Annotated in this window: 18 protein-coding genes; 7 read left to right on the top strand and 11 right to left on the bottom strand. The window is 60.1% G+C overall.

The features are described from left to right. Window positions 1–22 precede the first annotated feature (22 nt). Entirely contained in the window at window positions 23–2884 is a 2862-nt protein-coding gene (gene rcsC / locus ACJ8J5_RS01150; RefSeq protein ID WP_025303638.1) for a two-component system sensor histidine kinase RcsC, read from the bottom strand. 167 nt (window positions 2885–3051) lie between these two features. Continuing rightward, window positions 3052–5694 (bottom strand): DNA topoisomerase (ATP-hydrolyzing) subunit A, encoded by a 2643-nt coding sequence (gyrA, locus tag ACJ8J5_RS01145; RefSeq protein ID WP_049203668.1) that lies wholly within the window; start codon window positions 5692–5694, stop codon window positions 3052–3054. A gap of 212 nt (window positions 5695–5906) precedes the next feature. Between gyrA and ubiG the strand changes: the two genes are divergently transcribed. From ubiG to yfaE, 4 genes are all read left to right on the top strand, one after another. After that, window positions 5907–6632 carry a bifunctional 2-polyprenyl-6-hydroxyphenol methylase/3-demethylubiquinol 3-O-methyltransferase UbiG gene (ubiG, locus tag ACJ8J5_RS01140; RefSeq protein ID WP_025303640.1) on the top strand — a complete coding sequence of 242 codons (726 nt, stop codon included), beginning with the start codon at window positions 5907–5909 and terminating at the stop codon, window positions 6630–6632. Between the two features lie 438 nt (window positions 6633–7070). Next, a complete protein-coding gene (gene nrdA / locus ACJ8J5_RS01135; protein ID WP_025303641.1) occupies window positions 7071–9359 on the top strand; it encodes a class 1a ribonucleoside-diphosphate reductase subunit alpha in 2289 nt (762 codons plus the stop codon). A 67-nt stretch (window positions 9360–9426) separates the two neighbouring features. Beyond that, complete coding sequence (gene nrdB, locus ACJ8J5_RS01130; RefSeq protein ID WP_019453694.1) at window positions 9427–10557, top strand: class Ia ribonucleoside-diphosphate reductase subunit beta; 1131 nt, start codon at window positions 9427–9429, stop codon at window positions 10555–10557. Between the two features lie 3 nt (window positions 10558–10560). Beyond that, on the top strand, window positions 10561–10821 hold the full coding sequence (yfaE, locus tag ACJ8J5_RS01125; protein WP_025303642.1) for a class I ribonucleotide reductase maintenance protein YfaE: 261 nt from the start codon (window positions 10561–10563) through the stop codon (window positions 10819–10821). A gap of 59 nt (window positions 10822–10880) precedes the next feature. Here the strand turns inward: yfaE and ACJ8J5_RS01120 are convergent, their stop codons facing one another. Next, window positions 10881–11033, bottom strand: a complete 153-nt coding sequence (locus ACJ8J5_RS01120; protein ID WP_004935921.1) for a Hok/Gef family protein — start codon at window positions 11031–11033, stop codon at window positions 10881–10883. Between the two features lie 230 nt (window positions 11034–11263). Next, the gene (locus ACJ8J5_RS01115; protein WP_043136550.1) at window positions 11264–12085 is read right to left on the bottom strand and encodes an AraC family transcriptional regulator; all 822 of its coding nucleotides are present in this window, start codon (window positions 12083–12085) and stop codon (window positions 11264–11266) included. Window positions 12086–12201: 116 nt separating this feature from the next. Between ACJ8J5_RS01115 and ACJ8J5_RS01110 the strand changes: the two genes are divergently transcribed. Beyond that, window positions 12202–13410, top strand: a complete 1209-nt coding sequence (locus ACJ8J5_RS01110) for an FAD-dependent oxidoreductase (protein ID WP_238476127.1) — start codon at window positions 12202–12204, stop codon at window positions 13408–13410. A 3-nt stretch (window positions 13411–13413) separates the two neighbouring features. On the opposite strand, the gene ACJ8J5_RS01105 is transcribed toward ACJ8J5_RS01110, so the two are convergent. Further along, the gene (locus ACJ8J5_RS01105; protein ID WP_414105076.1) at window positions 13414–14610 is read right to left on the bottom strand and encodes a nicotinamide mononucleotide deamidase-related protein YfaY; all 1197 of its coding nucleotides are present in this window, start codon (window positions 14608–14610) and stop codon (window positions 13414–13416) included. 245 nt (window positions 14611–14855) lie between these two features. On the opposite strand from ACJ8J5_RS01105, the gene tyrP reads away from it, so the two are divergent. Further along, on the top strand, window positions 14856–16064 hold the full coding sequence (tyrP, locus tag ACJ8J5_RS01100; protein ID WP_004935940.1) for a tyrosine transporter TyrP: 1209 nt from the start codon (window positions 14856–14858) through the stop codon (window positions 16062–16064). Window positions 16065–16098: 34 nt separating this feature from the next. Here tyrP and ACJ8J5_RS01095 read toward each other — a convergent pair whose 3' ends face one another. The 3 genes from ACJ8J5_RS01095 to ACJ8J5_RS01085 all read right to left on the bottom strand — a co-directional run bounded on the left by ACJ8J5_RS01095 (window position 16099) and on the right by ACJ8J5_RS01085 (window position 20019). Beyond that, window positions 16099–17094 (bottom strand): ABC transporter substrate-binding protein, encoded by a 996-nt coding sequence (locus ACJ8J5_RS01095; RefSeq protein ID WP_147824050.1) that lies wholly within the window; start codon window positions 17092–17094, stop codon window positions 16099–16101. A 7-nt stretch (window positions 17095–17101) separates the two neighbouring features. Then, on the bottom strand, window positions 17102–19279 hold the full coding sequence (locus ACJ8J5_RS01090; protein WP_147824051.1) for a TonB-dependent receptor: 2178 nt from the start codon (window positions 19277–19279) through the stop codon (window positions 17102–17104). Window positions 19280–19479: 200 nt separating this feature from the next. Continuing rightward, window positions 19480–20019, bottom strand: a complete 540-nt coding sequence (locus ACJ8J5_RS01085; protein WP_141967611.1) for a YfaZ family outer membrane protein — start codon at window positions 20017–20019, stop codon at window positions 19480–19482. A 338-nt stretch (window positions 20020–20357) separates the two neighbouring features. Between ACJ8J5_RS01085 and katA the strand changes: the two genes are divergently transcribed. Beyond that, window positions 20358–21794, top strand: coding sequence for a catalase KatA (gene katA / locus ACJ8J5_RS01080; protein ID WP_060420075.1), 1437 nt, complete (start codon window positions 20358–20360; stop codon window positions 21792–21794). 43 nt (window positions 21795–21837) lie between these two features. Here katA and menE read toward each other — a convergent pair whose 3' ends face one another. Genes menE through menB form a run of 3 tightly spaced genes read right to left on the bottom strand, consistent with a single transcriptional unit; the run spans window position 21838 to window position 25051 of the window. Next, window positions 21838–23223: an o-succinylbenzoate--CoA ligase gene (gene menE, locus ACJ8J5_RS01075; protein ID WP_414105075.1), complete on the bottom strand. Its 1386-nt coding sequence runs from the start codon at window positions 23221–23223 to the stop codon at window positions 21838–21840. Continuing rightward, entirely contained in the window at window positions 23211–24194 is a 984-nt protein-coding gene (menC, locus tag ACJ8J5_RS01070; RefSeq protein ID WP_142591681.1) for an o-succinylbenzoate synthase, read from the bottom strand. Before menC ends, menE begins: the two co-directional genes overlap by 13 nt. Beyond that, window positions 24194–25051 carry a 1,4-dihydroxy-2-naphthoyl-CoA synthase gene (gene menB / locus ACJ8J5_RS01065; RefSeq protein ID WP_043136531.1) on the bottom strand — a complete coding sequence of 286 codons (858 nt, stop codon included), beginning with the start codon at window positions 25049–25051 and terminating at the stop codon, window positions 24194–24196. The genes menC and menB overlap by 1 nt, the downstream gene beginning before the upstream one ends. Window positions 25052–25055 lie beyond the last annotated feature (4 nt).

Genomic DNA, 25055 nt, shown 5'->3' with positions numbered 1-25055 from the left:
ATCCGCCGTGCCTGTTTGCTTTTCAGGCCTCGCTGCGGCTGTAGCGCACCTGTTGACTGTAGTAAGCCAGCGTCTGTTCCAGCGTCTCCAGCGTAACCGGTTTCGACAGGCAATTATCCATGCCCGCCTCGAGACAGCGCTGCTTCTCTTCCGCCAGCGCGTTCGCCGTCACGCCGATTACCGGTGCGCTGAACTGCATCTGTCGCAGTTCCTGCGTCAGGCGATAACCGTCCATGTTCGGCATATTGACGTCGGTCAGCACAATATCGACGTGATGCTGTTTCAGTACGCCGAGCGCGTCGACGCCGTCGTTGGCGGTCACCACCTGATACCCCAGCGACCCCAGCTGATCGGACAACAGGCGACGGTTGATCGGATGATCGTCGACCACCAGCAGATGAATATCGCCGTTGTCCGCCGCGCTGGCCTTGGCGGGCACCGGCAGCTGCACCAGCCCCTCTGCCGCGCCGCCGCCGACGCCAAACAACCGGTTGAGCAAGGTCAACGTTTCACGCGGCGTGGAGGTGCTGTGCATCCAATAGCCTGGCCGGGTTTCCTGCGACGGGCCGATATGCTCGGTGGAGAATTGGATCTGAGCCAGCAGCGGCGTGTCCAGCATCAGCGGGTAATCGCTGAGCAGCACCTCACCGGCAGCGGTCTCCTGCCCGTCATAGCGTTGGATATCGGCGCCGTAACCGCCCAGGATCGCCATCAGGTAGCTTTCCAGCCGCTGATTGCGGATATCTAGCCACAGCCGCCGGCCCTGCCAGGTATCGCTGGCCTGCGGGATCGGGAACTGGGCGTTGAACAGCGGAATGCGAATGCTGAACAAGCTGCCCAACCCCGGTTCGGACTCGACAGAGACATCGCCGTCCATCAGGTTGACCAATTTTTCGCAGATCGCCAGCCCCAAACCGGTTCCCTGGAAGTGGCGCTGAACACCGGTCCCCACCTGGAAGAACGGGTCGAACAGGCGCGAGACCTCTTTCTCCGGAATACCGACGCCGGTATCGCGCACGCTGAACTCCAGGTAGCTGCCGCGGGTGCAGACCTGCAGCACGATACAGCCGGTATCGGTGAACTTGATGGCGTTGTTCACCAAATTGGAGAGCACCTGCTGTAACCGCACCGGATCGCCGAAGATGCGCTCCGGCACGTTCTGTTCGATAAAGCAGTACAGCCCCAGACGTTTCTTGACCACCAGCGGCAAATAGTTGCCGGCGATATGGGTGATCACCTCCAGGCAGGAGAACTCGCGCGGTTCGATCTTCAGCTGCTCGGACTCGATTTTGGAGAAGTCGAGAATATCGCTGATGATTTTCAGCAGCAGGCCGGAAGAGTTGTTCATCGCATTGACCAGCCGATCGACCCCTTGCGGCAACGCCTTGGTTTGCAGCAGATCGAGGTTGCCGATAATGCCGTACAGCGGCGTGCGCAGCTCATGGCTGACGGTAGCCAGGAACATCGATTTGGACTGGCTGGCCTGCTCCGCCGCCGCCGCCATCTCCTGCAACGACTCTTCCATCTTCACGCGCGCGCTGACGTCCACCAGCACGCAAATCGCCACCTCTTCGTTACGGTAGCGCGAGTGAACAAAGCTGATCTGCAGGTTGTTGTTGTTGCTGGTCATCACATCGACGAAATTCGCCTGCTGTTCGCAAATGATACGCGTAATGCGATCGCGATCTTCGTGGGTCAACAGGTTGATGTAGTTATGCGCCAGTTCGTTACTCAGGATATTGGTACCGTCGCTGATGCGCAGGATACAGATACCCACCGGCGCCGAGGCGACGATCTTGCGGTTGAACTGCTCGTGCTCTTCCAGGCGAAACGCGTTGTCCTCCGCCGGCAGGAACATCTTGCGCTCAAACAGCCACGCCAGCGTGAACAGCACGATGGCTGACAACAGGTTCAGCAACAGCGCGTTGAGGATCAGCATTTTGAAGCGTTCCACCACGCTTTTCACCGGCAGTGCATAGACGATGCTCAGCGAAGAAGGTGGCAGCGCTTTCTTCAGAATCAGGTCGCGGTAATTGTCGACATAGCCGAAGTACGCGTGCTCTACGGGATAGCTGTTAAGTGAGGCGGCATAACGATCGCCGTCCGCCAGACGCAGCACCGGCTCGTTGTTCTCATCCAGCAGCGTGACGCCGATCGGCAGGTTGCCGGCGGTAACGAAATCCTCCAACCGAACGGTTTGTTCGATGCCCAACAACGCCTCCAGCTTGTTGCCGATATAGATCGGCGTCAGTACATACAGATAACCGACGTCCGGCCGCTGCGCGCTGGGGCTGATCCAATACAGGTTGTTGTCTTTGTCCTGATTCTTGGCGTTGCGGTATTTCAGAATGCGCTCGTGCAGTGACTTCAGCACATTTTCCCGATTGGCACTCGCATTGCCGCCGCCGAATTCTGCCATACACAGGCTGTCGCCGCCGATGAAGAACACCCGGTTGAGATCGTAGGCCGCTACGAAGTTCTCTTTCCAATACTGGATCAGGCCGCTCAGTGAATCGAGCGAACTGCGGTAGGTGGTGCTCAGCGCACAGTTGGACTCCGGGTACAGCGGAAAGAATTGCGGCGGGCTGCCCTTGCCGGGAAACACACCGCTGAACATGTCCAGGCTGCTGACCGACCCGTTGAGGCGGTTCTCCGCCATATACTTGATGTCGCGGATGATGTCGGCGGAATGGCGGATATAGCCCTGTGCCTGGTCGAAATTGAGGTTGTACTCCTGCCGGATGTCCGATTCTTTCTGATGCAGGATATTCAGAATATAAAAGGTGGTGAGCAGCGCTCCCAACGACCACAGCAAAATCGCCAGCACCCGGAACAGATAGCGGGATATCTTCAGCGTAGTTCGAAAAGAGGCTAAGTATTTCAATCGGATACCATACGAAAGTCAGTGGCGGCGCACGCTATCGCCGGCACGGCGGCCGGCGGCTCGGTGCGCCAATTAAACCATATAACTGAAAAAGGGCCTAGCATCGCTGCCAGGCCCTTTTGTCTCAGTGCATTACGGTGTCGGCATGCCGACGCCCTCACCTTGCTTTAAACGTTGTCGTCGTCCATCGGCTCAGCCGCGTCGTCGCCATCGTCCAGCGGCGTGGTGTCTTCTTCCACCGCTTCCGCGCCCGGTTCCAGGCTATCCAGCTCTTCGTCTTCCACCGGTTCGGCCACGCGCTGCAGACCGACGACGTTTTCGTCTTCCGCCGTGCGGATCAGCGTCACGCCCTGGGTGTTACGGCCCACCACGCTGACTTCCGAAACGCGGGTGCGCACCAGCGTGCCGGCATCGGTGATCATCATGATCTGGTCGCTGGTTTCCACCTGCACGGCGCCAACCACCTGGCCATTACGCTCGCTCACCTTGATGGAGATAACCCCCTGGGTGGCACGTGACTTGGTCGGATACTCGGTCACGGCGGTACGTTTACCGAAGCCGTTTTGCGTGACGGTCAGAATGTCGCCTTCGCCGCGCGGCACGATCAGTGAGATCACGCTGTCGCCTTCGCCGAGGTTGATGCCGCGCACGCCGGTCGCGGTACGGCCCATCGAACGCACCTGCGCTTCCGGGAAGCGCACCACTTTACCGTTGGCGGAGAACAGCATCACTTCGTTGCTGCCGTCGGTCAGATCGACACCGATCAGCTCGTCGCCCTCGTTGAGGTTGACGGCGATGATGCCGGCGCTGCGCGGACGGCTGAACTCGGTCAGCGCGGTTTTCTTCACGGTACCGCTGGCGGTGGCCATGAACACGTGGCGCCCTTCCTCATACTCGCGTACCGGCAGGATGGCGGTGATACGCTCATCGGCTTCCAGCGGCAGCAGGTTGACGATTGGACGACCGCGCGCGCCACGGCTGGCTTCAGGCAGTTGGTACACCTTCATCCAGTACAGGCGGCCACGGCTGGAGAAGCACAGGATCGTATCGTGGGTGTTGGCCACCAGCAGGCGATCGATAAAGTCTTCTTCTTTAATACGCGCGGCGGACTTGCCTTTGCCGCCGCGGCGCTGGGCTTCATAGTCGGACAGCGGCTGATACTTCACGTAGCCCTGGTGAGACAGGGTCACCACCACGTCTTCCTGGTTGATCAGGTCTTCGATGTTGATGTCGGAAGTATTGGCGGTGATCTCGGTGCGACGGCCGTCGTTGTACAGCTCTTTGACCGCCACCAGCTCTTCGCGGATCACTTCCATCAGGCGCTCTGGGCTTTCCAGAATAAAGATCAGCTCGGCGATGAAGTTGAGCAGCTCTTTATATTCTTCCAGCAGCTTTTCGTGCTCCAGGCCGGTCAGTTTCTGCAAACGCAGATCCAGAATCGCCTGAGCCTGCTGCTCGGTCAGGTAGTACTTGCCGTCGCGGATGCCGAACTCCGGCTCCAGCCACTCAGGGCGGGCGGCGTCGTCACCGGCGCGTTCCAACATGGCGCTGACGTTGCCCAGATCCCACGGCTGAGCTACCAGTGCGACTTTCGCTTCCGCCGGGGTCGGCGCACGGCGAATCAGTTCGATGATCGGATCGATGTTGGCGAGCGCGATAGCCAGCGCTTCCAGGATATGGGCGCGATCGCGGGCTTTGCGCAGTTCGAAGATGGTGCGGCGGGTGACCACTTCGCGGCGGTGGCGCACGAAGGCTTCGAGGATGTCTTTCAGGTTCAGCAGTTTAGGCTGCCCCTGATGCAGCGCAACCATGTTGATGCCGAAGGTGACCTGCAGTTGTGTCAGCGCATACAGGTTATTCAGCACCACTTCGCCGACCGCATCGCGTTTGACTTCGATGACGATGCGCATGCCGTCTTTATCGGACTCGTCGCGCAGCGCGCTGATGCCTTCCACGCGTTTTTCTTTGACCAGCTCGGCGATCTTCTCGATCAGACGCGCCTTGTTCACCTGATACGGGATCTCGTGAACGATGATGGTTTCGCGCCCGGTCTTGGCGTCGGCTTCCACTTCCGCGCGCGCGCGCAGGTAGATTTTACCACGCCCGGTGCGGTAGGCCTCTTCAATACCGCGGCGGCCGTTGATGATCGCCGCCGTCGGGAAGTCTGGCCCCGGAATGTGTTCCATCAGCCCTTCAATGCTGATGTTTTCATCGTCGATATAGGCCAGGCAGCCGTTGACGACTTCCGCCAGGTTGTGCGGCGGGATATTGGTGGCCATGCCCACGGCGATGCCCGATGCGCCGTTGACCAGCAGGTTCGGGATCTTGGTCGGCATGACGGCCGGGATCTGCTCGGTGCCATCATAGTTAGGCACGAAGTCGACGGTTTCTTTTTCCAGATCCGCCAACAGTTCGTGAGCAATTTTGGACATGCGCACTTCGGTATAACGCATCGCCGCGGCGGAGTCGCCGTCGACGGAACCGAAGTTACCCTGACCGTCCACCAGCATGTAGCGCAGTGAAAACGGCTGAGCCATACGCACGATAGTGTCGTAAACCGCGCTGTCACCGTGCGGGTGATATTTACCGATCACGTCCCCGACGACACGGGCCGATTTCTTGTATGGTTTATTCCAGTCGTTACCCAATACGCTCATCGCGTACAGAACGCGGCGGTGAACCGGCTTCAGTCCATCACGAACATCTGGCAGCGCACGTCCGACAATAACGGACATCGCATAGTCCAGATACGAGTTTTTCAACTCGTCTTCGATGTTTACCGGTGTGATTTCTCTGGCAAGGTCGCTCATGGAGCTGCTATCCCTCTACTAATGATTCATCTGCCCGCTGCCATAGTGGCAAAGGTGTAAAACTATATCACAAAGCACGCTTTACGGGAAAATAACCGCCGCTGTTTCACGGAAATTGTGCAGATAAGTGCGCTAAAAACGCATCGGCGCAGACGATGCCGCGCCGGAACATGTATAATCCGCGCAACGAGAACAAGGAGCCAGACCAGCCCATGAACGCAGAATCATCCAGCCGAGTGCAAAACGTTGACCACCAGGAAATCGCCAAGTTCGAGGCTGTCGCCTCCCGCTGGTGGGATCTGGAAGGCGAGTTCAAACCGCTGCACCGCATCAACCCGCTGCGCCTGAACTACATCATGCAGCGCGCCGGCGGCATCTTTGACAAGCAGGTGCTCGACGTGGGCTGCGGCGGGGGCATTCTGGCGGAAAGCATGGCGCGCGAAGGCGCCAAAGTGACCGGCCTGGACATGGGCGCAGAGCCGCTGCAGGTCGCCCGGCTGCACGCGTTGGAAAGCGGCATGGACGTCACCTATGTGCAGGAAACCGTAGAAAGCCACGCTCAGGCCAATCCGCAGCGCTACGACGTGGTCACCTGTATGGAGATGCTGGAGCACGTGCCCGATCCGGCCTCGGTGGTGCGCGCCTGCGCCCATCTGGTGAAACCGGGCGGTCACGTGTTCTTTTCCACTATTAACCGCAATACCAAAGCCTGGCTGATGGCGGTGATCGGCGCCGAGTACGTACTGAAGATGGTGCCGCAGGGCACCCACGATCATAAGAAGTTTATTCGCCCGTCCGAACTGATCGGCTGGGTCGACGGCACGCCGCTGCGCGAAAAGCACATGATCGGCCTGCATTACAACCCGATCACCGATCATTTCAAGCTTGGGCGCAACGTTGACGTGAACTACATGGTGCACACCCAGCACGAAGGTTAAGCACGGTAAACCGCGCCGGCCCTGCATTACCGGGGGGCGGCGCCAACGCGGTATTAGGAAAAATACCTAATTTCCGCGACTTCGATCAAAATAGCGGTTGTAGACAGTTTTTTAGAATATTAAATCAGATCAATATGCCGTTTTTTTCTAACGTTTAATAAAGCGCCAAACGATCGGTTTTTTCAGTTTTTCAGTAAAATCTGATCGTGCTTATTGACAAGCTTGTCGCGCCAGTCACGGCGCGCACTGCGAACGGCAAGTGGCATTTCACCCCCAAGTTATCCACAAATTAGGCCGGTTTTGTTCACTTGCAAACGCCGTTTTTTCTCACTATCTTGTTACCTCACCGACATACAACCCCTATATATAGTGTTTACATACTGAGCAGAGCGACTACACTTCTGCTTAGGGGCACCATACGGACAGGTAAAACACCACATGAACCAAAGTCTGCTTGTAACTAAACGCGATGGCCGTAAAGAGCGCATCAATCTCGACAAAATCCACCGGGTCATCGATTGGGCCGCTGAGGGATTACACAACGTCTCGGTTTCTCAAGTAGAGTTGCGTTCACACATTCAGTTTTATGACGGCATCAAAACCGCCGACATTCACGAAACCATCATCAAGGCCGCAGCTGACCTGATCTCCCGCGATGCGCCGGACTATCAGTACCTGGCCGCTCGCCTGGCGATCTTCCACCTGCGTAAAAAGGCTTACGGCCAGTTTGAGCCACCGAAGCTGCACGCCCACGTCACTCGCATGGTCGAGATGGGCAAATACGATAAGCATCTGCTGGAAGACTACAGCGCTGAAGAGTTCGAGCAGATGGATTCCTTTATCGATCATTGGCGCGACATGAACTTCTCTTATGCCGCCGTCAAGCAGCTGGAAGGCAAATACCTGGTGCAGAACCGCGTCAGCGGCGAAATCTACGAAAGCGCCCAGTTCCTGTATTTGCTGGTGTCTGCGTGCCTGTTCTCCAACTACCCGCGTGAAACCCGTCTGGACTACGTCAAACGTTTCTACGATGCGATTTCCACCTTCAAGATTTCGCTGCCTACGCCGATCATGTCCGGCGTGCGCACCCCAACCCGCCAGTTCAGCTCCTGCGTGCTGATCGAGTGCGGCGACAGCCTGGACTCCATCAACGCCACCTCCAGCGCCATTGTGAAATACGTTTCGCAGCGCGCCGGCATCGGCATCAACGCCGGCCGCATCCGCGCGCTGGGCAGCCCGATCCGTGGCGGTGAAGCCTTCCATACCGGCTGCATTCCGTTCTACAAACACTTCCAGACCGCCGTCAAATCCTGCTCACAGGGCGGCGTGCGCGGTGGCGCGGCAACGCTGTTCTACCCGATGTGGCACCTGGAAGTAGAAAGCCTGCTGGTGTTGAAAAACAACCGTGGCGTTGAAGGCAACCGCGTGCGTCACATGGACTACGGCGTGCAGTTGAACCGCCTGATGTACCAGCGTCTGATCAAGGGCGAAGACATCACCCTGTTCAGCCCGTCCGACGTGCCGGGGCTGTACGACGCGTTCTTCGCCGATCAGGACGAATTCGAGCGCCTGTACACCCAGTACGAGAAAGATGACAGCATTCGCCAGAAACGCGTGAAAGCGGTTGAGCTGTTCTCGCTGATGATGCAAGAACGTGCCTCTACCGGCCGTATCTACATCCAGAACGTCGACCACTGCAACACCCACAGCCCGTTCGATCCGCAGATCGCGCCGGTGCGTCAGTCCAACCTGTGCTTGGAAATCGCCCTGCCGACCAAGCCGCTGGAAGACGTCAACGATGAAAACGGCGAGATCGCGCTGTGTACCCTGTCCGCCTTCAACCTGGGCGCGATCGACAGCCTGGACGACCTGGAAGAGCTGGCGACCCTGGCGGTGCGTTCACTCGACGCTCTGCTGGATTATCAGGATTACCCGATCAAGGCTGCGCACCGTGGCGCGATGGGTCGCCGCACCCTGGGCATCGGCGTCATCAACTTCGCTTATTACCTGGCGAAGAACGGCGTACGCTATTCCGACGGCAGCGCCAACAACCTGACCCACAAAACGTTCGAAGCCATTCAGTACTACCTGCTGAAAGCCTCCAACCGTCTGGCTCAGGAACAAGGCGCTTGCCCGTGGTTCAACGAAACCACTTATTCGCAGGGTATCCTGCCGATCGACACCTACAAGAAAGACCTGGATGCGATCTGCAGCGAGCCGCTGCACTACGACTGGGAAACCCTGCGTAAAGAGATCCAGGAAACCGGCCTGCGCAACTCGACGCTGTCCGCCCTGATGCCATCGGAAACCTCTTCGCAGATTTCCAACGCCACCAACGGCATCGAGCCGCCGCGCGGCCACATCAGCATCAAGGCGTCGAAAGACGGCATCCTGCGCCAGGTGGTGCCGGAGTATGAGCGTCTGAAAGACAACTACGAGCTGCTGTGGGAAATGCCGAGCAACGACGGCTATCTGCAGCTGGTTGGGCTGATGCAGAAATTCATCGACCAATCGATCTCGGCCAACACCAACTACGATCCGACCCGCTTCCCGGGCGGCAAGGTGCCGATGAAGCAGCTGTTGAAAGACCTGCTCACCACCTACAAGTTCGGCGTGAAAACGCTGTACTACCAAAACACCCGCGACGGTGCGGAAGACGCCCAGGAAGATTTGCAGCCTGCCAAGGCCGGCGATGACGACTGCGAAAGCGGCGCCTGCAAGATCTAAAGTTTGACCTAGCGGGCCGGAATTTTCCGGCCCCTTCATTTAGCCACGTTACGATGGATTCAGGCTTATGGCTTACACCACTTTTTCTCAGACCAAAAACGACCAGCTGCAAGAGCCGATGTTCTTCGGCCAGTCGGTAAACGTTGCGCGTTTCGACCAGCAAAAGCATGAAATCTTCGAAAAGCTGATCGAAAAACAGCTCTCCTTCTTCTGGCGCCCGGAAGAAGTTGACGTTTCCCGCGACCGTATCGATTACCAGGCGCTGCCGGAGCACGAGAAGCACATCTTCATCAGCAACCTGAAATATCAGACGCTGCTGGACTCCATCCAGGGCCGCAGCCCGAACGTCGCCCTGCTGCCGCTGATCTCGATCCCTGAGTTGGAAACCTGGGTGGAAACCTGGTCGTTCTCCGAGACCATCCACTCCCGTTCCTACACTCACATCATCCGCAACATCGTCAACGATCCGGCGTTAGTGTTCGACGACATCGTCACCAATGAAGAGATCAAGAAGCGCGCGAAAGACATTTCCGGCTACTACGACGATCTGATCGAGATGACCAGCTACTATCACCTGCTGGGTGAAGGCACCCACCAGGTGAACGGTAAAACCGTCACCGTCAATCTGCGCGCGCTGAAGAAGCAGCTGTACCTGTGCCTGATGAGCGTGAACGCGCTGGAAGCGATCCGCTTCTACGTCAGCTTTGCCTGCTCCTTCGCGTTCGCCGAGCGCGAACTGATGGAAGGCAACGCCAAGATCATCAAGCTGATCGCCCGCGACGAAGCGCTGCACCTGACCGGCACCCAGCACATGCTGAACCTGATGCGTTCCGGCGCCGACGATCCGGAAATGGCGGAGATCGCCGAGGAATGTCAACAGCAGTGCTACGATCTGTTCGTGCTGGCCGCCCAGCAGGAGAAAGAGTGGGCGGAATACCTGTTCCGCGACGGCTCGATGATTGGCCTGAACAAAGACATCCTGTGCCAGTATGTGGAATACATCACCAATATCCGCATGCAGGCGGTCGGCCTTGGTCTGCCGTTCGAAACCCGCTCCAACCCGATCCCATGGATCAATGCCTGGTTGGTGTCCGACAACGTGCAGGTAGCGCCGCAGGAAGTGGAAGTGAGCTCCTACCTGGTTGGCCAGATCGACTCGGAGATCAACGCCGACGACCTGAGCGACTTCGAACTGTAAGCGATGGCGACGCCAATCGTAACGCTGCGCGCCGCCGGCACGCAGCTCTCCTGCCCCAACAGTGAAAACTGTCTGCTCGACGTGCTGGAACTGCACGACGTGCAGGTGGAGTATCAGTGCCGATCCGGCTATTGCGGTGCCTGCCGCCTGAAGCTGGTGAAAGGTGAAGTGACCTACCGCCAGCAGCCGCTGGCGTTTATCAACGCCGGCGAGATCCTGCCCTGCTGCTGCATGCCGCTGACGGATATCGAGCTGGAAATGTAAAGTCGGGTGCCGGAAACCGCGCCTGGAGACCAGAAGGCGGGGTTGCCCCCGCCCTATGATTACCGCTTCACCTCACACGCCAACCTGATCAGGATAGTGATATTTTCCTGGTAGATTTTCAGCTCGCACAGCGAGTCTCTTATCATCCAGATAAATAACAAAACCGTAATACATACAACGGTTAGCGAGTGAAACACATGCCTTAAGCGCATGCTTGCCTCCTTGCTGTGAAGGGGCTACCATAACGGTGTCTAGGCGTTAGGGCAGCCCCATTCTGATTGAGAGTCAGTTTGGGGCTTTCATCTATCCGCCTTGTCACACAATGCCCAAGACGAACAGTCTCAAGCACCCGTCAAGAGAGTAACAGCATTCCCTCGCCGCGAATATCCCCTATAACCTTATGATTAATTAGGGATATATAACTATCCTCAAAGTATTTCGCTTAGCGCCCCTTGCCTGCCGATGCGGAAAAATAACGCGCCGGGGAATCGCCGAAAGCTTTACGAAACATGGCGATAAAATTGCTCGGCGAGGCATACCCCAGCGTTTCCGCGATCTGCAGCACCGTCTCGCCTTCGGCCAGCTTCGCTAACGCATACGACAACCGGGCCTGCTGGCGCCACTGTGCAAAACTCAACCCCGTCTCGCCGATCATCAGCCGCCGCAGGGTACGCGGCGACATCGCCCCCCATTCAGCCCACGCCTCCAGCGAACGCTCGCTCCCCGGCTGCGCCAGCAAGGCCTGCAGAACGCCGGCCAGGCGCGGATGGGACGACATCGGCAAATGCAGTGGTTCCGTCGGCGCCAAACGTATCTCGTCCCGCATCACCTGCGCCATGCGATCCTGCTCCAGGGTGAGCGCGCTGCGCTTGTCCCAGCCTTCTGCTCGCTGAGCCAGCGCCTGCAGCACGGCGCTAATGCCGATGACGCAGGGTACATTCGACAGATCGTGGCAGGCCTCCGGCGCCAGCAGCAAACTCCAGCCGCTCAGTGCGCCGCAGACCTGCACCCGGTGCTCCGTCGCCGGTGGGATCCAACCCGCCCGCTGAGGCGGAAGCACCCAATCGCCCTGCGCCGTGCGTACATGCAACAAGCCGCTTTCGACGCACAGCAACTGCCCGCGCACATGCTGATGCCAGTCGTATTCGCGCGTGCCCAACCGATACTCCCGGCCTGCCGCGTCGCGGCCGCCAAGGGCGATCAGCCAGGGGCCCGCCCGCCATTCGCTGCAGTCAGCGTCAGTGAAGTGAGGGTTATCGTTCACATTGGCCACTTATCACTATTTTTAGTCCAGATACCGTTATATCAACCTTTTCCTGCGCCGACATAATGAAATGCTTCCGGCCGCTCCCGTTTGTGGCCACTGACTCACGAGGGAACATGATGACAACACCCAGCATTGGCATTATCGGCGCCGGGCCCGGCGGTCTGTGTCTGGCTCAGGGGCTGAGCCGCTTCGGCATCCACGCCACGGTGTTTGAACGCGACACCACGCCGCAAGCGCGCGATCAGGGCTACCGGCTGCGCATCGATCCGTCTGGCCAGCAGGCGCTGGCCGCCTGCCTGCCGCCGGCGCACTACCGGTTGCTCTGCGCCGGCAGCGCGCAAAACAGCGGCGAGAGCAATCTATGGGATCCGCAGCTTGCCCCGCTCACCGGCCGGCGCCCCGAGCACTGGTTGCCGTCCAGCCAGCGCCAAACGCAAGAACCGAGCGGCGATCTCGGCATTCAGCGCCAAACGCTGCGCGAGATCCTGCTTGCCGGCCTGCAAGACCGGGTGCGTTTCGGCCATACCTTGCGTGAATTTGCACAAACGCCGCAGGGCGTGGAGCTACAGTTCGTCAACGGCGAGCAAGTGCGAGTCGATGTGCTGATCGCCGCCGACGGCGTCAACTCGCTGGTGCGGCGGCGCTGCCTGCCCGAGGCGGGGCCCGAAGACAGCGGCACGGTCACTCTTTACGGCAAAACGCCGCTCGATGCGGCAACCCGGGCCCAATTGGCCCCTGAGCTGCTGAACGGCGTATCGGTGATCTTCGCCGACGGCGTATCGCTGGTGATTGAACCGATGCGCTTTCAGGCGCCCTTGGCGCAGCTGGCGGCCGACTACGCGCCCGATTGCCGCCTCACGCCGGTCGACGATTATCTCTATTGGGCCTGTATCGGATCGGCTGAACGGCTCGGCGGGCCGACACGGGCGAAGGGAAGCGCAACGCTGCAGGCGCGTGTACGGCATATCTCGCAGGGATGGGCGCCCGCCTTGCAAACGGCGTTAGCGCTGGCGGATCCCCTGTCGCTCAGCGTGCGGACGGTGCAGGTCACGAAGGCGATGCCGGTGTGGCACAGCGAACGCATCGCCTTTCTCGGCGACGCCGTGCACGCCATGAGCCCAGCGGGCGGGCTTGGCGCCAACACCGCGCTGGCGGACGCCGCCAGCCTGGCGACGCATCTGGCGCAAGCCGGCAGCGCCGCGCAGGCGCTCAGGGACTACGGTCTGGAACTGCACGTGCGGGGTGCCGCGGCGATACGCCTGTCACGGCTGGCGTCCGAACGGCTGCAGCAAAGCCGTGACGCCGGCAACTCGGCGCCATGACCGTCACTCGATAATTTCCACTACCTCCAGCCAGGCGTTTTTACCGCACGCCTGGCCCCCATTCAGCCAGCGGCGCAGCATATCCAGCGCCAGCATCGCCACCGACTCCTGACGCAGCCGCAGGCCGTGGCGCGACGCACGATAACGCACGGTCTGGCCAATACCGCCGCGCGGCGTGTGCAGCGCAATGCTCACCTGCTCATCGTGCATGGCGCTGACCGCCAACGCCAACGGCGCACCGGTCAACTCCGCCAGCGAGCGGGCGCGGGCCAGCGTCGTTTCCAGCGTTTCGATACAGTGCGCCGGCAGCAGCTCGCCCCCCGCCAGCGGTGCACCCTCGCTTTGCAGCTGCAGATTGATCAACCCGCCGCTGAATTGCTCGCTCAACGCCAGCTTCAGCCCTTGCTGACTCAGCCGCTGCGTCAACAACGCCGGCAACCCGACAGTGCCTTCAAAAATGCAGTTGTCCCCCGCCACTTCGCGCACGCGCCGCCATGCCTGCTCCATTTCCGCACGCCGGCTTTCCGGCCCGGTCAGCTTCAGTTCGATAATCGGGCTGGATGAGCGGTAACCCAGCACCACTTCCGGCGGCAGCGGCATGCCATCCAGCTCGGCGGCCAGATCGCTCTCGGAAGTGCCAAACGTCGTCAGGCGCAGGCATAGCGGCGGCGCCGGTAAGGTGAAGCGCTGGCGCAGGCGCGGCACGATCTGCTGTTCGACCATCACTTTGAATTCCGACGGTACACCGGGAGTGAAGAACATCTGACATTTGTTCAGCTGCAATGCGAAACCGCAGGCGGTGCCCACCGGGTTATCCAGCATTTCCGCGTTGGCCGGGATCTGCGCCTGCTTGCGATTGGAAGGAGCCATCGGCCGCCCACGCTCGGTGAAATAGGCTTCCATGCGCGCCAGCCAGTCGGCCCGTTCGACCAGCTCTACGCCACAGGCTTTCGCCGCGGCCAGCGCGCTGAGATCGTCGCTGGTCGGCCCCAGGCCGCCGTTGACGATCAGCACATCGGCGATATGGCTTCGTTCCTGCAGGATCTCGATCAACGCAGAGAGGCTGTCTCCGACCGTTTCACGCCCGCTCATCGGCAGCCCCTGCTGGAACAGGTAGTCCGCCAGCCAGGCGGCGTTGGTATCAATAATTTGCCCGTGCAGCACCTCATCGCCGGTACTGAGCATCTCTACCCTTAACATTGATCTCTCCCACATTTTTTGGTCATTCCACTATAGAAGCCCGTAAATAACTTTTCACTAGCCGCCTGCGGATAATTTCAGCCATGGGTCCGTTTCTCATGTGCGATGCAGGCCTGCGAAATGTAAATATTAATGTACATCATGCGTAACGTCGGTTTGACACAAATTAGGGCTTCCACTATCCTGCCATCCTCATAAATCGTTACCTATAATTTTCAAAATCTTTCGGCTGGTAGAGAAAAAACGTGAAGAATCGCACTCTTGGCAGTGTTTTTATCGTGGCGGGCACCACTATTGGCGCCGGGATGCTGGCGATGCCGCTGGCGGCAGCCGGCGTCGGTTTCGGCGTCACGCTGGCCTTACTGGTCGGACTGTGGCTGTTGATGTGTTACACCGCGCTGTTGCTGGTGGAGGTTTACCAGCATGAGCAGGCGGATACCGGTCTGGGCACGCTCGCCAAACGTTATCTCGGCGGCGGTGGCCAGTGGCTGACCAGCTTTAGCATGATGTTCCTGATGTACGCCCTCACCGCCGCCTATATCAGCGGCGCCGGCGAATTGCTCGCCACCAGCATCAGCCAATGGACGTCGCAGGACTTCCCGGTGTCGCTCGGCGTCCTGCTGTTCACCCTGGTGGCCGGCGGCGTGGTGTGCATCGGCACCCACTCGGTCGATTTGTTCAACCGCATCCTGTTCAGCGCCAAAGTGGTGTTTCTGGTAGTGATGCTCGGCCTGATGTTGCCGAATATCCACCAGACCAATCTGATGACGTTGCCGCTGGAGCAAGGCCTGGCGCTGTCGGCCATTCCGGTGATCTTCACCTCCTTCGGCTTCCACGGCAGCGTGCCGAGCATCGTCAACTACATGGGCGGCAACATTCGCAAACTGCGTTGGGTGTTTATCATCGGCAGCGCGATCCCACTGATCGCCTATATCTTCTGGCAGCTGGCGACGTTGGGCAGCATCAGCTCCGACACCTTCGTCGGCATCCTGGCTCAGCAGGCCGGGCTAAACGGCCTGTTGCAGGCGGTGCGTGATGCAGTAGCTTCACCGCACGTTGAACTGGCGGTGCACCTGTTCGCCGATCTGGCGCTGGCGACCTCGTTCCTCGGCGTCGCGCTCGGGCTGTTCGATTTCCTGGCCGACCTGTTCAAGCGTCAAGATAACGTGCGTGGCCGCCTGCAAACCGGCGCCATCACCTTCCTGCCGCCGCTGGCCTTCGCGCTGTTCTACCCGCGCGGTTTCGTGCTGGCGCTGGGTTTCGCCGCCATCGCCCTGTCGGTGCTGGCGCTGCTGCTGCCTTCGCTGCTGGTGTGGAAAACTCGCCAAAAGCATCAGGCACAATATCGCGTCTGGGGCGGCACCCCTGCGCTGGCGCTGGTGTTTGTCTGTGGGGTAACGGTGATCGCCATCCAACTGGGCATCGCCAGCGGCATGCTGCCGGCCGTAGGGTAACGTATTCGGGGGCCGTTTCGGCCCCCGAATCTGTTCAAGCGGGTGGATTAAGAATAGCGTCAATCTGCGCCGCAGTGAGCGACAGACCGAAAAAGTCCCGATAAAAACCTCTCGTCTCTTCCCGCATGTCAATGTCGGCAAAACGCGCCGGGTACAGCGTTTTCGCCAACCATAAAAACTGCAGCGCCTCTTCGCTGGTCTCGCGACACCACCAGAACATCCCCTTCGGATTGACCACGACCCGATGCCGCAAAACGGCATCGATGCCCTGCCATTGCGCAGACGTGCGTATCTCTTCGGCATCGCGCCTGTTCATCGCCACGATCACCTGCGGATTGGCGGCCACGATCTGCTCCAGCGCCACTTCGCCCGCCCCCTCTTTTTTCAGGCCAAACCACGTTTCCGCCACGTTGGCGGCGCCGGCCAGATCCATCCAATCCTGGTTAAGCGACGGCCGCCCTGAGGTGATCAGCGGATTGCCCATGCTGTGATAAACGCGAATGCGCTGCCCTGGCGGCAAATCCTTCAGCCGCTCGGCGACGCGCGCCACATTACGAGAAAAATAGCGCTCGTAAGCCAACGCTTTTTCCTGCGCATCCGGCCCCAGCGCGGCCCCCGTTTTTAACACTCGCTCGCGCAGCGCCGCCATCGAATTGGCTTTAAACGCCAATACGCGCACCCCAGCCCGTTCGAGTAAATCCAATTGCGGCACTTTCATGCTGTCAGGCACAAACAGCAGCCGAGTGCCAAGCGCGATGATTTGTTCCGGATTCAACGCTTGCCCACTATTCACACTCACTACCGGAACGGCGTCAATGCGCGGCAGGCTTTGGCGAAACAGCGGGATCTGTTTCGCGACATTCGAGGTGCCGACGATGTTATCGCCATAACCCAGCATCGCGATGATGGCGTTTTGCGCGGGCCACGGCGAGGCAATGCGCATTTCGCTCGCAGGCGGCGCAGCCCACAAACTGCCGTGCAACAACACGCCAGCCAACAGCCCCCATACGGGCAACGATACGATTCTCATAGCGCCCTCAGAAGTCGAACGTGACAGATGCGCGCACTTCACGGCCGTTGCCGAGAAAGGCGCTCGACGAACCGCCATTGCCATCCGTGCCCGACGGGAAAATAGAGGCCCAGTAATGTTCGTTAGTGACGTTATTGACCGCCAGCCGCCAGGTCGCAGGCACAGAATGAATCCGGGTAACGTAGCGGGCCCCCAGGTCCAGCGTGGTGTAACTGTCAGCCCAGGTGCTGTTGGTGTCGTTCGCCGCTCGCTTGCCGGTATAGTGCACGTTGGCGCTATAGACCCATTGCGGCATCGACGGCAAGCTGTACTCCACCAGCATATTGGCCTGCACCTTCGGCACACCGACCACGCGTTTGTCGCGTGTGCTGTCGGAAACCGTCTCTTTCAGTTGCGGATCGAGCAGAGTGACGCCGCCAAAAAGGCTCAGCCCGTCACCCACGCGCCCAGCGGCCGTCAGCTCCAGGCCATTGTTAACCTGTTCGCCTTGCTCCTTGTACACACGGTCTTCGGCGTCAACATAAGCGAACGGCCGCTTGAGGCGGAACAACGCGGCGCCGAGGTTCATTTCCCCGACGTCGGCTTTCAGGCCAACCTCATACTGCCGGCTGCGGTAGGGTTTGAGCGTCTGCCCTTCGTTCTTCACGCCTTCCCCCAACGGGGCCGTACCGCCTTGCTCCAACGAGTCGGCATAGCTGACATAGGCCATCAGCGTCGGGGTGATTTTGTACATCAACGCCGCATTCGGGCTGAAACCCTGCTGATTGTCTTCTTCGATTTTCTTGCCGTCAGCGCTGTAATTCCGCGTCTGCAACCAGCTTTCGCTTAAATACAGCATCGCCGACCACTGCGGATTGAATGTCAGCGTATCGCCGAACGTCACGCTCTGCTGGCTGTTCTCGCTGGATTTATAGCGCGCGCCGTTCTTGGGGATTTTTCCGTCGCCCGGCTCATGCAGCGCCGACGGATGGTACATATTGTCGATGCCCAAATCGTAGCGCCGGCTGGCCCCCTTGCCGCTGTAGATAGACCAGACGTAGCCCGTCGTAGCGAGCGCCAACTCATGCCCCACCGAACCGGTATCGACATGGCCGTTCAGCGCCAGCGTATTGCTCAACACCCGAAATCGCCCCGAAGCGCTGGAGTCGCTCATCGACCGTTTGATATCGCCGCTGCCGTTGAGCAGAGTGCTGGATACCGAACGCATGGCGCGATCTGCCTGTTGCCACCCTATGCCGCCCGTGACTGACCAATCGTCATTGAAGTAATGAATCAGGCGCGTGCTGAGGGTATCGGTGGTTAAATCGTTGCCCGCCGTCTCGAGCGCCAGGTGTTTATTCTGCGGATTAGGGGCGGAGGGCAACGGAACATTCGGCCCATAGCTGAAGCCGCCGGGGTAACCCTTTTGCAGAAACTCGTAATGGCTGGCGTCCAGCTGCAGCTGCGTGCCCGGCTTGATATTCCAATCGAACGCCACGGCCAACAGCCGACGGCGCAAGGTACTGTCGTCAACGCTGCCTTCGCCCTCTTCGTTGAGGGCATTGATGCGATAGCCAAACATATTGTCGTCGTCGAGATGGCCGCCGAGATCGACGTGGCCGCTGAAGGCGCTGCGGCTCTGATACCCGAGCGTCACCTCGCGTAACGGTTGCGGCGTCGGGCGTTTCGCCACAAAGTTGAACTGCCCGGCCGGGCTCGCAGGGCCATACAACGCACCGGTCAGGCTGTTGAGCACGTCCAGCCGTTCCAGCATTTCAACGGGAAAGGCCGTGGTGGAGACAATGTTCAACCCATCCAGGCGGCTGTTCGCCACCACGCTGCCCTGCATACCGCGGCTTTGAGGCCGCCCGACGTCCATGCCGCCGCGAGCCTGCATCTGCGTACTCGGTGAATATTTCAGCAATTCGGCGACGCTTTTCGCCTGCTGATTATTGATCATCGGTTGGGTCACGGTGGTGGAAGAATAAGGCGTATCGATCCAGGCCCTGGTACCCAGCGGCCCGAGTTCAATCTCCGGCGTTTTAAAACCGGCGCCGGATGCGCTTTCCGTCGCGGGGGATAACGCGTGGCCGGTGACGGTCAACACCTCGTCACGATCGGCCTGCGCCGCAGCGGTATAAGGAAAGAGTGAGGCAAGCAGCGGCATCAGCGCCGCCAGTGGATTTCGGTAAGTCATGACGTCCATATCGTTATATAAATATTTATATTACGTATTTTACGGCATGTGCTCGCCTATGGCGATGCCGATCGTCGAGTCTTTAAATTATTTAATCTTTTGCCATTCAGAGTCCGGATGGATTTCCCGTTGATGGCACAAATAAAAATCCCCCGGCCAAGGACCGAGGGATTCGGAAAACGCGATGGGCCGCAGCCCGTCAGCCGGCCTTAGAAGCTCAGGCCGACACCGACATAAGGGCCATCGGCCAGCGTATTGTCGCGACGCCCGTCTTTGCCTTCCATCTTCATGTAACGGTAGCCCACGTCCACGCTCAGCGGACGGAACTTCCAGCGCAGGCCGCCGCTGGCTTCGTTATAGGCTTTCACGCCGCTGGTGAAAGAGTCAGGCGCAAAGTACCCTTCGCCATGCAGGCTGAAGTAACGGTTGATTTCCCACTCCAGGCCGCCGCCCAGCGCGACCGCCCCGCCGCTCTTCCCGTCTTTCGGGCTGAGGTACAGCGCTTTGGCGCCCACGGTCGCCGTCAACGGCCCCAGCGGCACGCCGAAGTTCAGGCCCACGCTACCGACGTTGCCGTCGTGGTCGCTGCGCGCCCAGTTGCCGGTCAGGCCCAGACCTGAAGAGCCGGTGCTCATACCAACGCCCAGGTTGGTGTAGTGTTGCCCGGCTTCGCCCGACACGCTGATGGCGTTCGCCGCGCCGGTCACAAACAGCAATCCTGCCGCGCACGCGACCCAAGTCTTTTTCATCATCTTTCCCTCTGGTTTGTCATCCGTACCGAATGATCGAATCAACGCATAATAATAACGTCCCGAGTCTATACCAAAGCGCAATGAGTATTTAAGGGATAAAAGCGAAAAAATTCTTCAATAATCAAATAAATGTAAATGTTTGCAAACAAGGCTCTATATTCGTCAAGGCGATGCCAACGATAACCGAGACCTATTTGCCGCCGCTCGGCAATAGAGCTACAACTAGTAGTGGCTTTGACCAAGGTCAGGGGAAGAAGCCCCGCCAAAGGACTATGCTGATGAACGCTTAAACCGCCCGAGTCTTTACTTAATTGCACTACGATAAGGAGCAAGTGATGAGCAAGAAAGGACTGACCACCGCAGCCGGCGCCCCGGTTGTCGATAACAATAACGTGATCACCGCAGGCAAACGCGGCCCAATGCTGTTGCAGGACGTGTGGTTCCTGGAAAAACTGGCCCACTTCGACCGTGAAGTTATCCCCGAACGCCGCATGCATGCCAAAGGATCCGGCGCCTACGGCACCTTTACCGTTACCCACGACATCACCCGCTACACGCGCGCCAAAATCTTCTCCGAGGTCGGAAAACAGACCGACATGTTTATCCGCTTCTCCACCGTCGCCGGTGAGCGCGGCGCCGCCGACGCCGAGCGCGATATTCGCGGCTTCGCCATGAAGTTCTATACCGAAGAAGGCAACTGGGATTTGGTGGGTAACGATACGCCGGTGTTTTATCTGCGCGATCCGCTGAAATTCCCCGATCTCAACCACGTGGTAAAACGCGATCCGCATACCAACCTGCGCAACCCAGTCTACAAGTGGGACTTCTTCTCCCACCTGCCGGAGTCGTTGCACCAGCTGACCATCGACTTCAGCGATCGCGGCATTCCGAAATCCTACCGTCACATGCACGGTTTCGGCAGCCACACCTTCAGCTTTATCAATGCCGCCAACGAACGTTTCTGGGTGAAATTCCACTTCCGCTGCGAACAAGGCATTGAAAACCTGATGGATGAAGAAGCGGAAGCGATCATCGCCAAGGATCGCGAAAGCTCACAGCGCGATCTGTTCGATGCGATCAAACGCGGCGACTTCCCGCGCTGGAAGCTGCAGATCCAGATCATGCCGGAGCATGAAGCCTCGCAGACGCCATACAACCCGTTCGACCTAACCAAGGTGTGGCCGCACGGCGACTACCCGCTGATCGACGTCGGCTATTTCGAGCTGAACCGCAACCCCGACAACTACTTCTCAGAGGTTGAGCAGGTGGCGATGAACCCCGCCAACGTGGTGCCGGGCATCAGTTTCTCGCCGGATAAAATGCTGCAGGGCCGCCTGTTCTCCTATGGCGATGCGCACCGCTACCGCCTGGGCGTCAACCACCACCAGATCCCGGTGAACGGCGCCAAATGCCCGTTCCACAACTACCATCGCGACGGTGCGATGCGCGTGGACGGCAACAGCGGCAACGGCGCCACCTACGAACCGAACAGCTTCGGCCTGTTCCAGGAGCAGCCGGACTTCAGCGAGCCGCCGCTGAGCATTGAGGGCGCGGCCGACCACTGGAATCATCGTGAAGACGACGATTACTACAGCCAGCCGCGCGCGCTGTTCAACCTGCTGAGCGCCGAAGAGCACCAGCGCATGTTCACCCGCATCGCCGGCGAACTGTCGCAGGTGCCGGAACACATCCAGCGCCGTCAGGTCGAGCTGTTCACCAAGGTGCACCCCGACTACGGCGCCGGCGTCGCCAAGGCGTTGGGGCTGAAATAATCCCCTTGCATCATTCACTCAGCCGCCCTTACGGGCGGCTTTTTTATGCCTCAGAGAGACGCTGCGCCACCCACTGCTGCAACTGGCGGCGCGAAATCTTGATGCCACCGTTTTTCAGCTCGTCAGGCAGCGGGAGCAACGCCGCCGGGCGTTGGAAATTGGCCAGCTTATCCTGCGACCAGGCAAGCAACGCCGCCAACGACAGCGACGGATCGCCATCGATTACCGCCACCGGCCGCTGGCCGAACTCGGCGTCCGCCACCGGCACCAAAAACGCCTGCGATATCTGCGGGTGCGCCGCCAGCACGCGTTCGATATCTTCCGGCTGCACCCCTTCGCCGCCGCTGAAAAACAGGTTGTCCAGCCGGCCGAGAATGCGTAGCTCCCCCTCGATCATCGCGCCGCGATCGCGGGTCGCAAACCAGCCCTGTTCATCGGCCAACGGCTGCAGATGGCCATGACGCCAGTAGCCAAGCGCCAGGCTGTCGGCGCGGATCCAGACCTCTTCATCCACCAGTTTTACCTCGCGGCCGCCGAGCGGCAGGCCGACACCCAGCCGCGCATCGGCGCGCTTGGCGCACACCGTGGAGGCCAGTTCGGTCAGCCCGTAGCCGCACCAGCAACGGATCCCCGCCGCCTCCGCCCGCTCGGTCAGTTCCACCGGGATCATCGCGCCGCCGAGCAGCACCGCCTTCAGCGTCATGTCCGCCAGCGGTTGCGCCAGCAGCCGCCACAGCTGGGTCGGCACCAACGAGGCATGCGTGCATCCCGCCAACGCCTCGTTCAGCGGGTGCATCTCGCGCACCGCCAACCGGGCGCCCGCCGCCAGCCAGCGCCAGACGATACCCTGGCCGGAGACGTGAAACAGCGGCAATGACAGCAGCCAGCAATCCTCGCGCTGAAACGCCATCAGCCCCAACACCCCGGCGGCGCTGGCCAGATGGTTGGCATAGCTGTGCGCGGCCGCTTTCGGCATGCCACTGGAACCGGAAGTCAACGTCAGCGTCGCCAAACGCTGCGCATCCCACGTCGGCAGGTCTGGCCAACGCGGTTCGGTCGAAGGCGGGGTCAATCGAATCACGTCTTCCGGCAGCGCCGGCAACGAGTCCGGGCCGAAGACAAAGGTCATATCCAATTCCGGCAACAGCTGCGCCAGCAGCGGCGTCGGCAAGGCGGGATTGAGCGGCAACAGGCGTGCGCCGCACTGCAACAGCGCCAGATAGGCCAGCAGCAGTGGATAGCTGTTTTTACCGCACAGCGCCACACCGCAGCCCGGTTCAACGCCCTGATGCTGGAAATCCGCCGCCAGCTCATCCACCTGGCTTTGCAACGCCAGCCAGCTCAGCGGTTGTTCGCCGAGCATCAGCGCCGTCGCCTGCGGCTGAGTGCGCGCCCAGTGTCGCCACGGCCAATCGTTCAACGGCGCCATAGGCACTCCAACGCCGAGACATCCAGCAGCGGCAACGCGCTGCCCGGCCACGGGCGCAGCACCTGTGCCTGCATCAACCCCAGCGTATCCAGCCCCGGCACGGTGTCCGGCGTCAGCCAGCGGGCGATGCGCGCCAGCTGGGTCAACCCCAGGCTGGATTCGAGGCTGGAGCTGATCACCGCCGTCAGGCCCGCCGCGTGTGCCTGCGCCACCAGCGTCTGGCAACGCGCCAGGCTGCCGACCAGCGTCGGCTTGATCACGATGGCCGCCACGCCCGGCTCGGCCTGCACCACAAAGTCCGCCTCCCGCACGCTCTCATCCCAGGCGATGGCGATACCGGTCGCCCGGGCGAAGTCGCGCGATTCATCACGGGTCTTGCAGGGCTCTTCCAGGAAAGCGATACGATCGCGCCATGTCGGGTTAACGTACCTGGCGAAGCCGTCGGCCTTGGCGCGGGTCCAGCTGCGGTTGGCGTCCAGCCGCAGCCGCAGATCCGGCAGCGCCTCCAGCAACACGTTGACGATCATGCCGTCCCGCACCGCCTCATACAGCCCCACCTTCACCTTGGCGACTTTCTCGCCCGGCAAAGCGCTCAATGTCTCGAACAGCTCATCCGGATCGCCGGTGCACAGCGGCGCCTTGCGAAAATCCGCCTGCATCGGCAAACGCTGCTCCAGCTCGGCCTGCGCACAGCTGAGCCCAAAGGCCACCGAGGGCAGCGCGCTGTGCTCCGGTTCGTTGCCCGCCAACCAGGCCTGCAGCCAGCCCAACGCGGCCTGTTCGGCCTGCGCCGGCGTTTCCCGGCTGAATTCCGGCAGCGGCGCGATCTCGCCCCAACCTTCACGCTCGCCCTGACACAGCTGCACCACCCACCCGTCACGCGTTTTCAACCGTTGATTGCGCAGCACCACGCCCGCCTCCATCGGCAGGCTGTAACGGTATAGCGCCGCGCTGCGGTTTGCTCCGCTCATTACGGGTTACGCTTGAATTTGCTGAAGTCCGGTTGGCGCTTCTCGTTGAACGCGTTGCGCCCTTCCTGCCCTTCGTCGGTCATGTAGAACAGCATGGTGGCGTTGCCCGCCAGCTCCTGCAAACCGGCCTGGCCGTCGCAGTCTGCATTCAGCGCCGCCTTCAGACAGCGCAGTGCCATCGGGCTGTTCTGCAGCATTTCGCGGCACCAGCGCACCGTCTCTTTTTCCAGTTCGGCCAGCGGCACCACGGTATTGACCAGGCCCATGTCTAGCGCGGCGGCGGCATCGTATTGGCGGCACAGGAACCAAATTTCGCGCGCCTTCTTCTGGCCGACGATGCGCGCCATGTAAGACGCGCCCCAGCCGCCGTCGAACGAGCCCACTTTCGGACCGGTCTGGCCGAAGATGGCGTTATCCGCCGCGATGGTCAGATCGCACATCATGTGCAGCACGTGGCCGCCGCCGATCGAATAGCCGGCCACCATCGCCACCACCGGCTTCGGGCAGGTGCGGATCTGGCGTTGGAAGTCCAGCACGTTGAGGTGGTGTACGCCGCTGTCGTCGCGATAGCCGCCGTAGTCGCCGCGCACTTTCTGATCGCCGCCTGAGCAGAAGGCCTTATCGCCGGCGCCGGTCAGAATAATGACGCCGATGCCGTCGTCGTAACGGGCGTTGGCCAGCGCGTCGATCATCTCTTTGACCGTTTGCGGACGAAACGCGTTGCGCACCTGCGGCCGGTTGATGGTGATTTTGGCGATGCCGTCGGCGGATTTATGATACAGAATGTCTTCGAAATCGCCGGTGCAATCCTGCCAGGCGATAGCGGCATACAGGTGTTCTTCATTCGGATAAAGCATGTTC

The sequence above is a fragment of the Serratia sp. CY43202 genome (assembly GCF_052168755.1).
Classification (GTDB): domain Bacteria; phylum Pseudomonadota; class Gammaproteobacteria; order Enterobacterales; family Enterobacteriaceae; genus Serratia; species Serratia bockelmannii.
The sequence above is the reverse complement of the archived record's forward strand: the minus strand, read 5'-3'. Positions and strand labels throughout refer to the sequence as shown.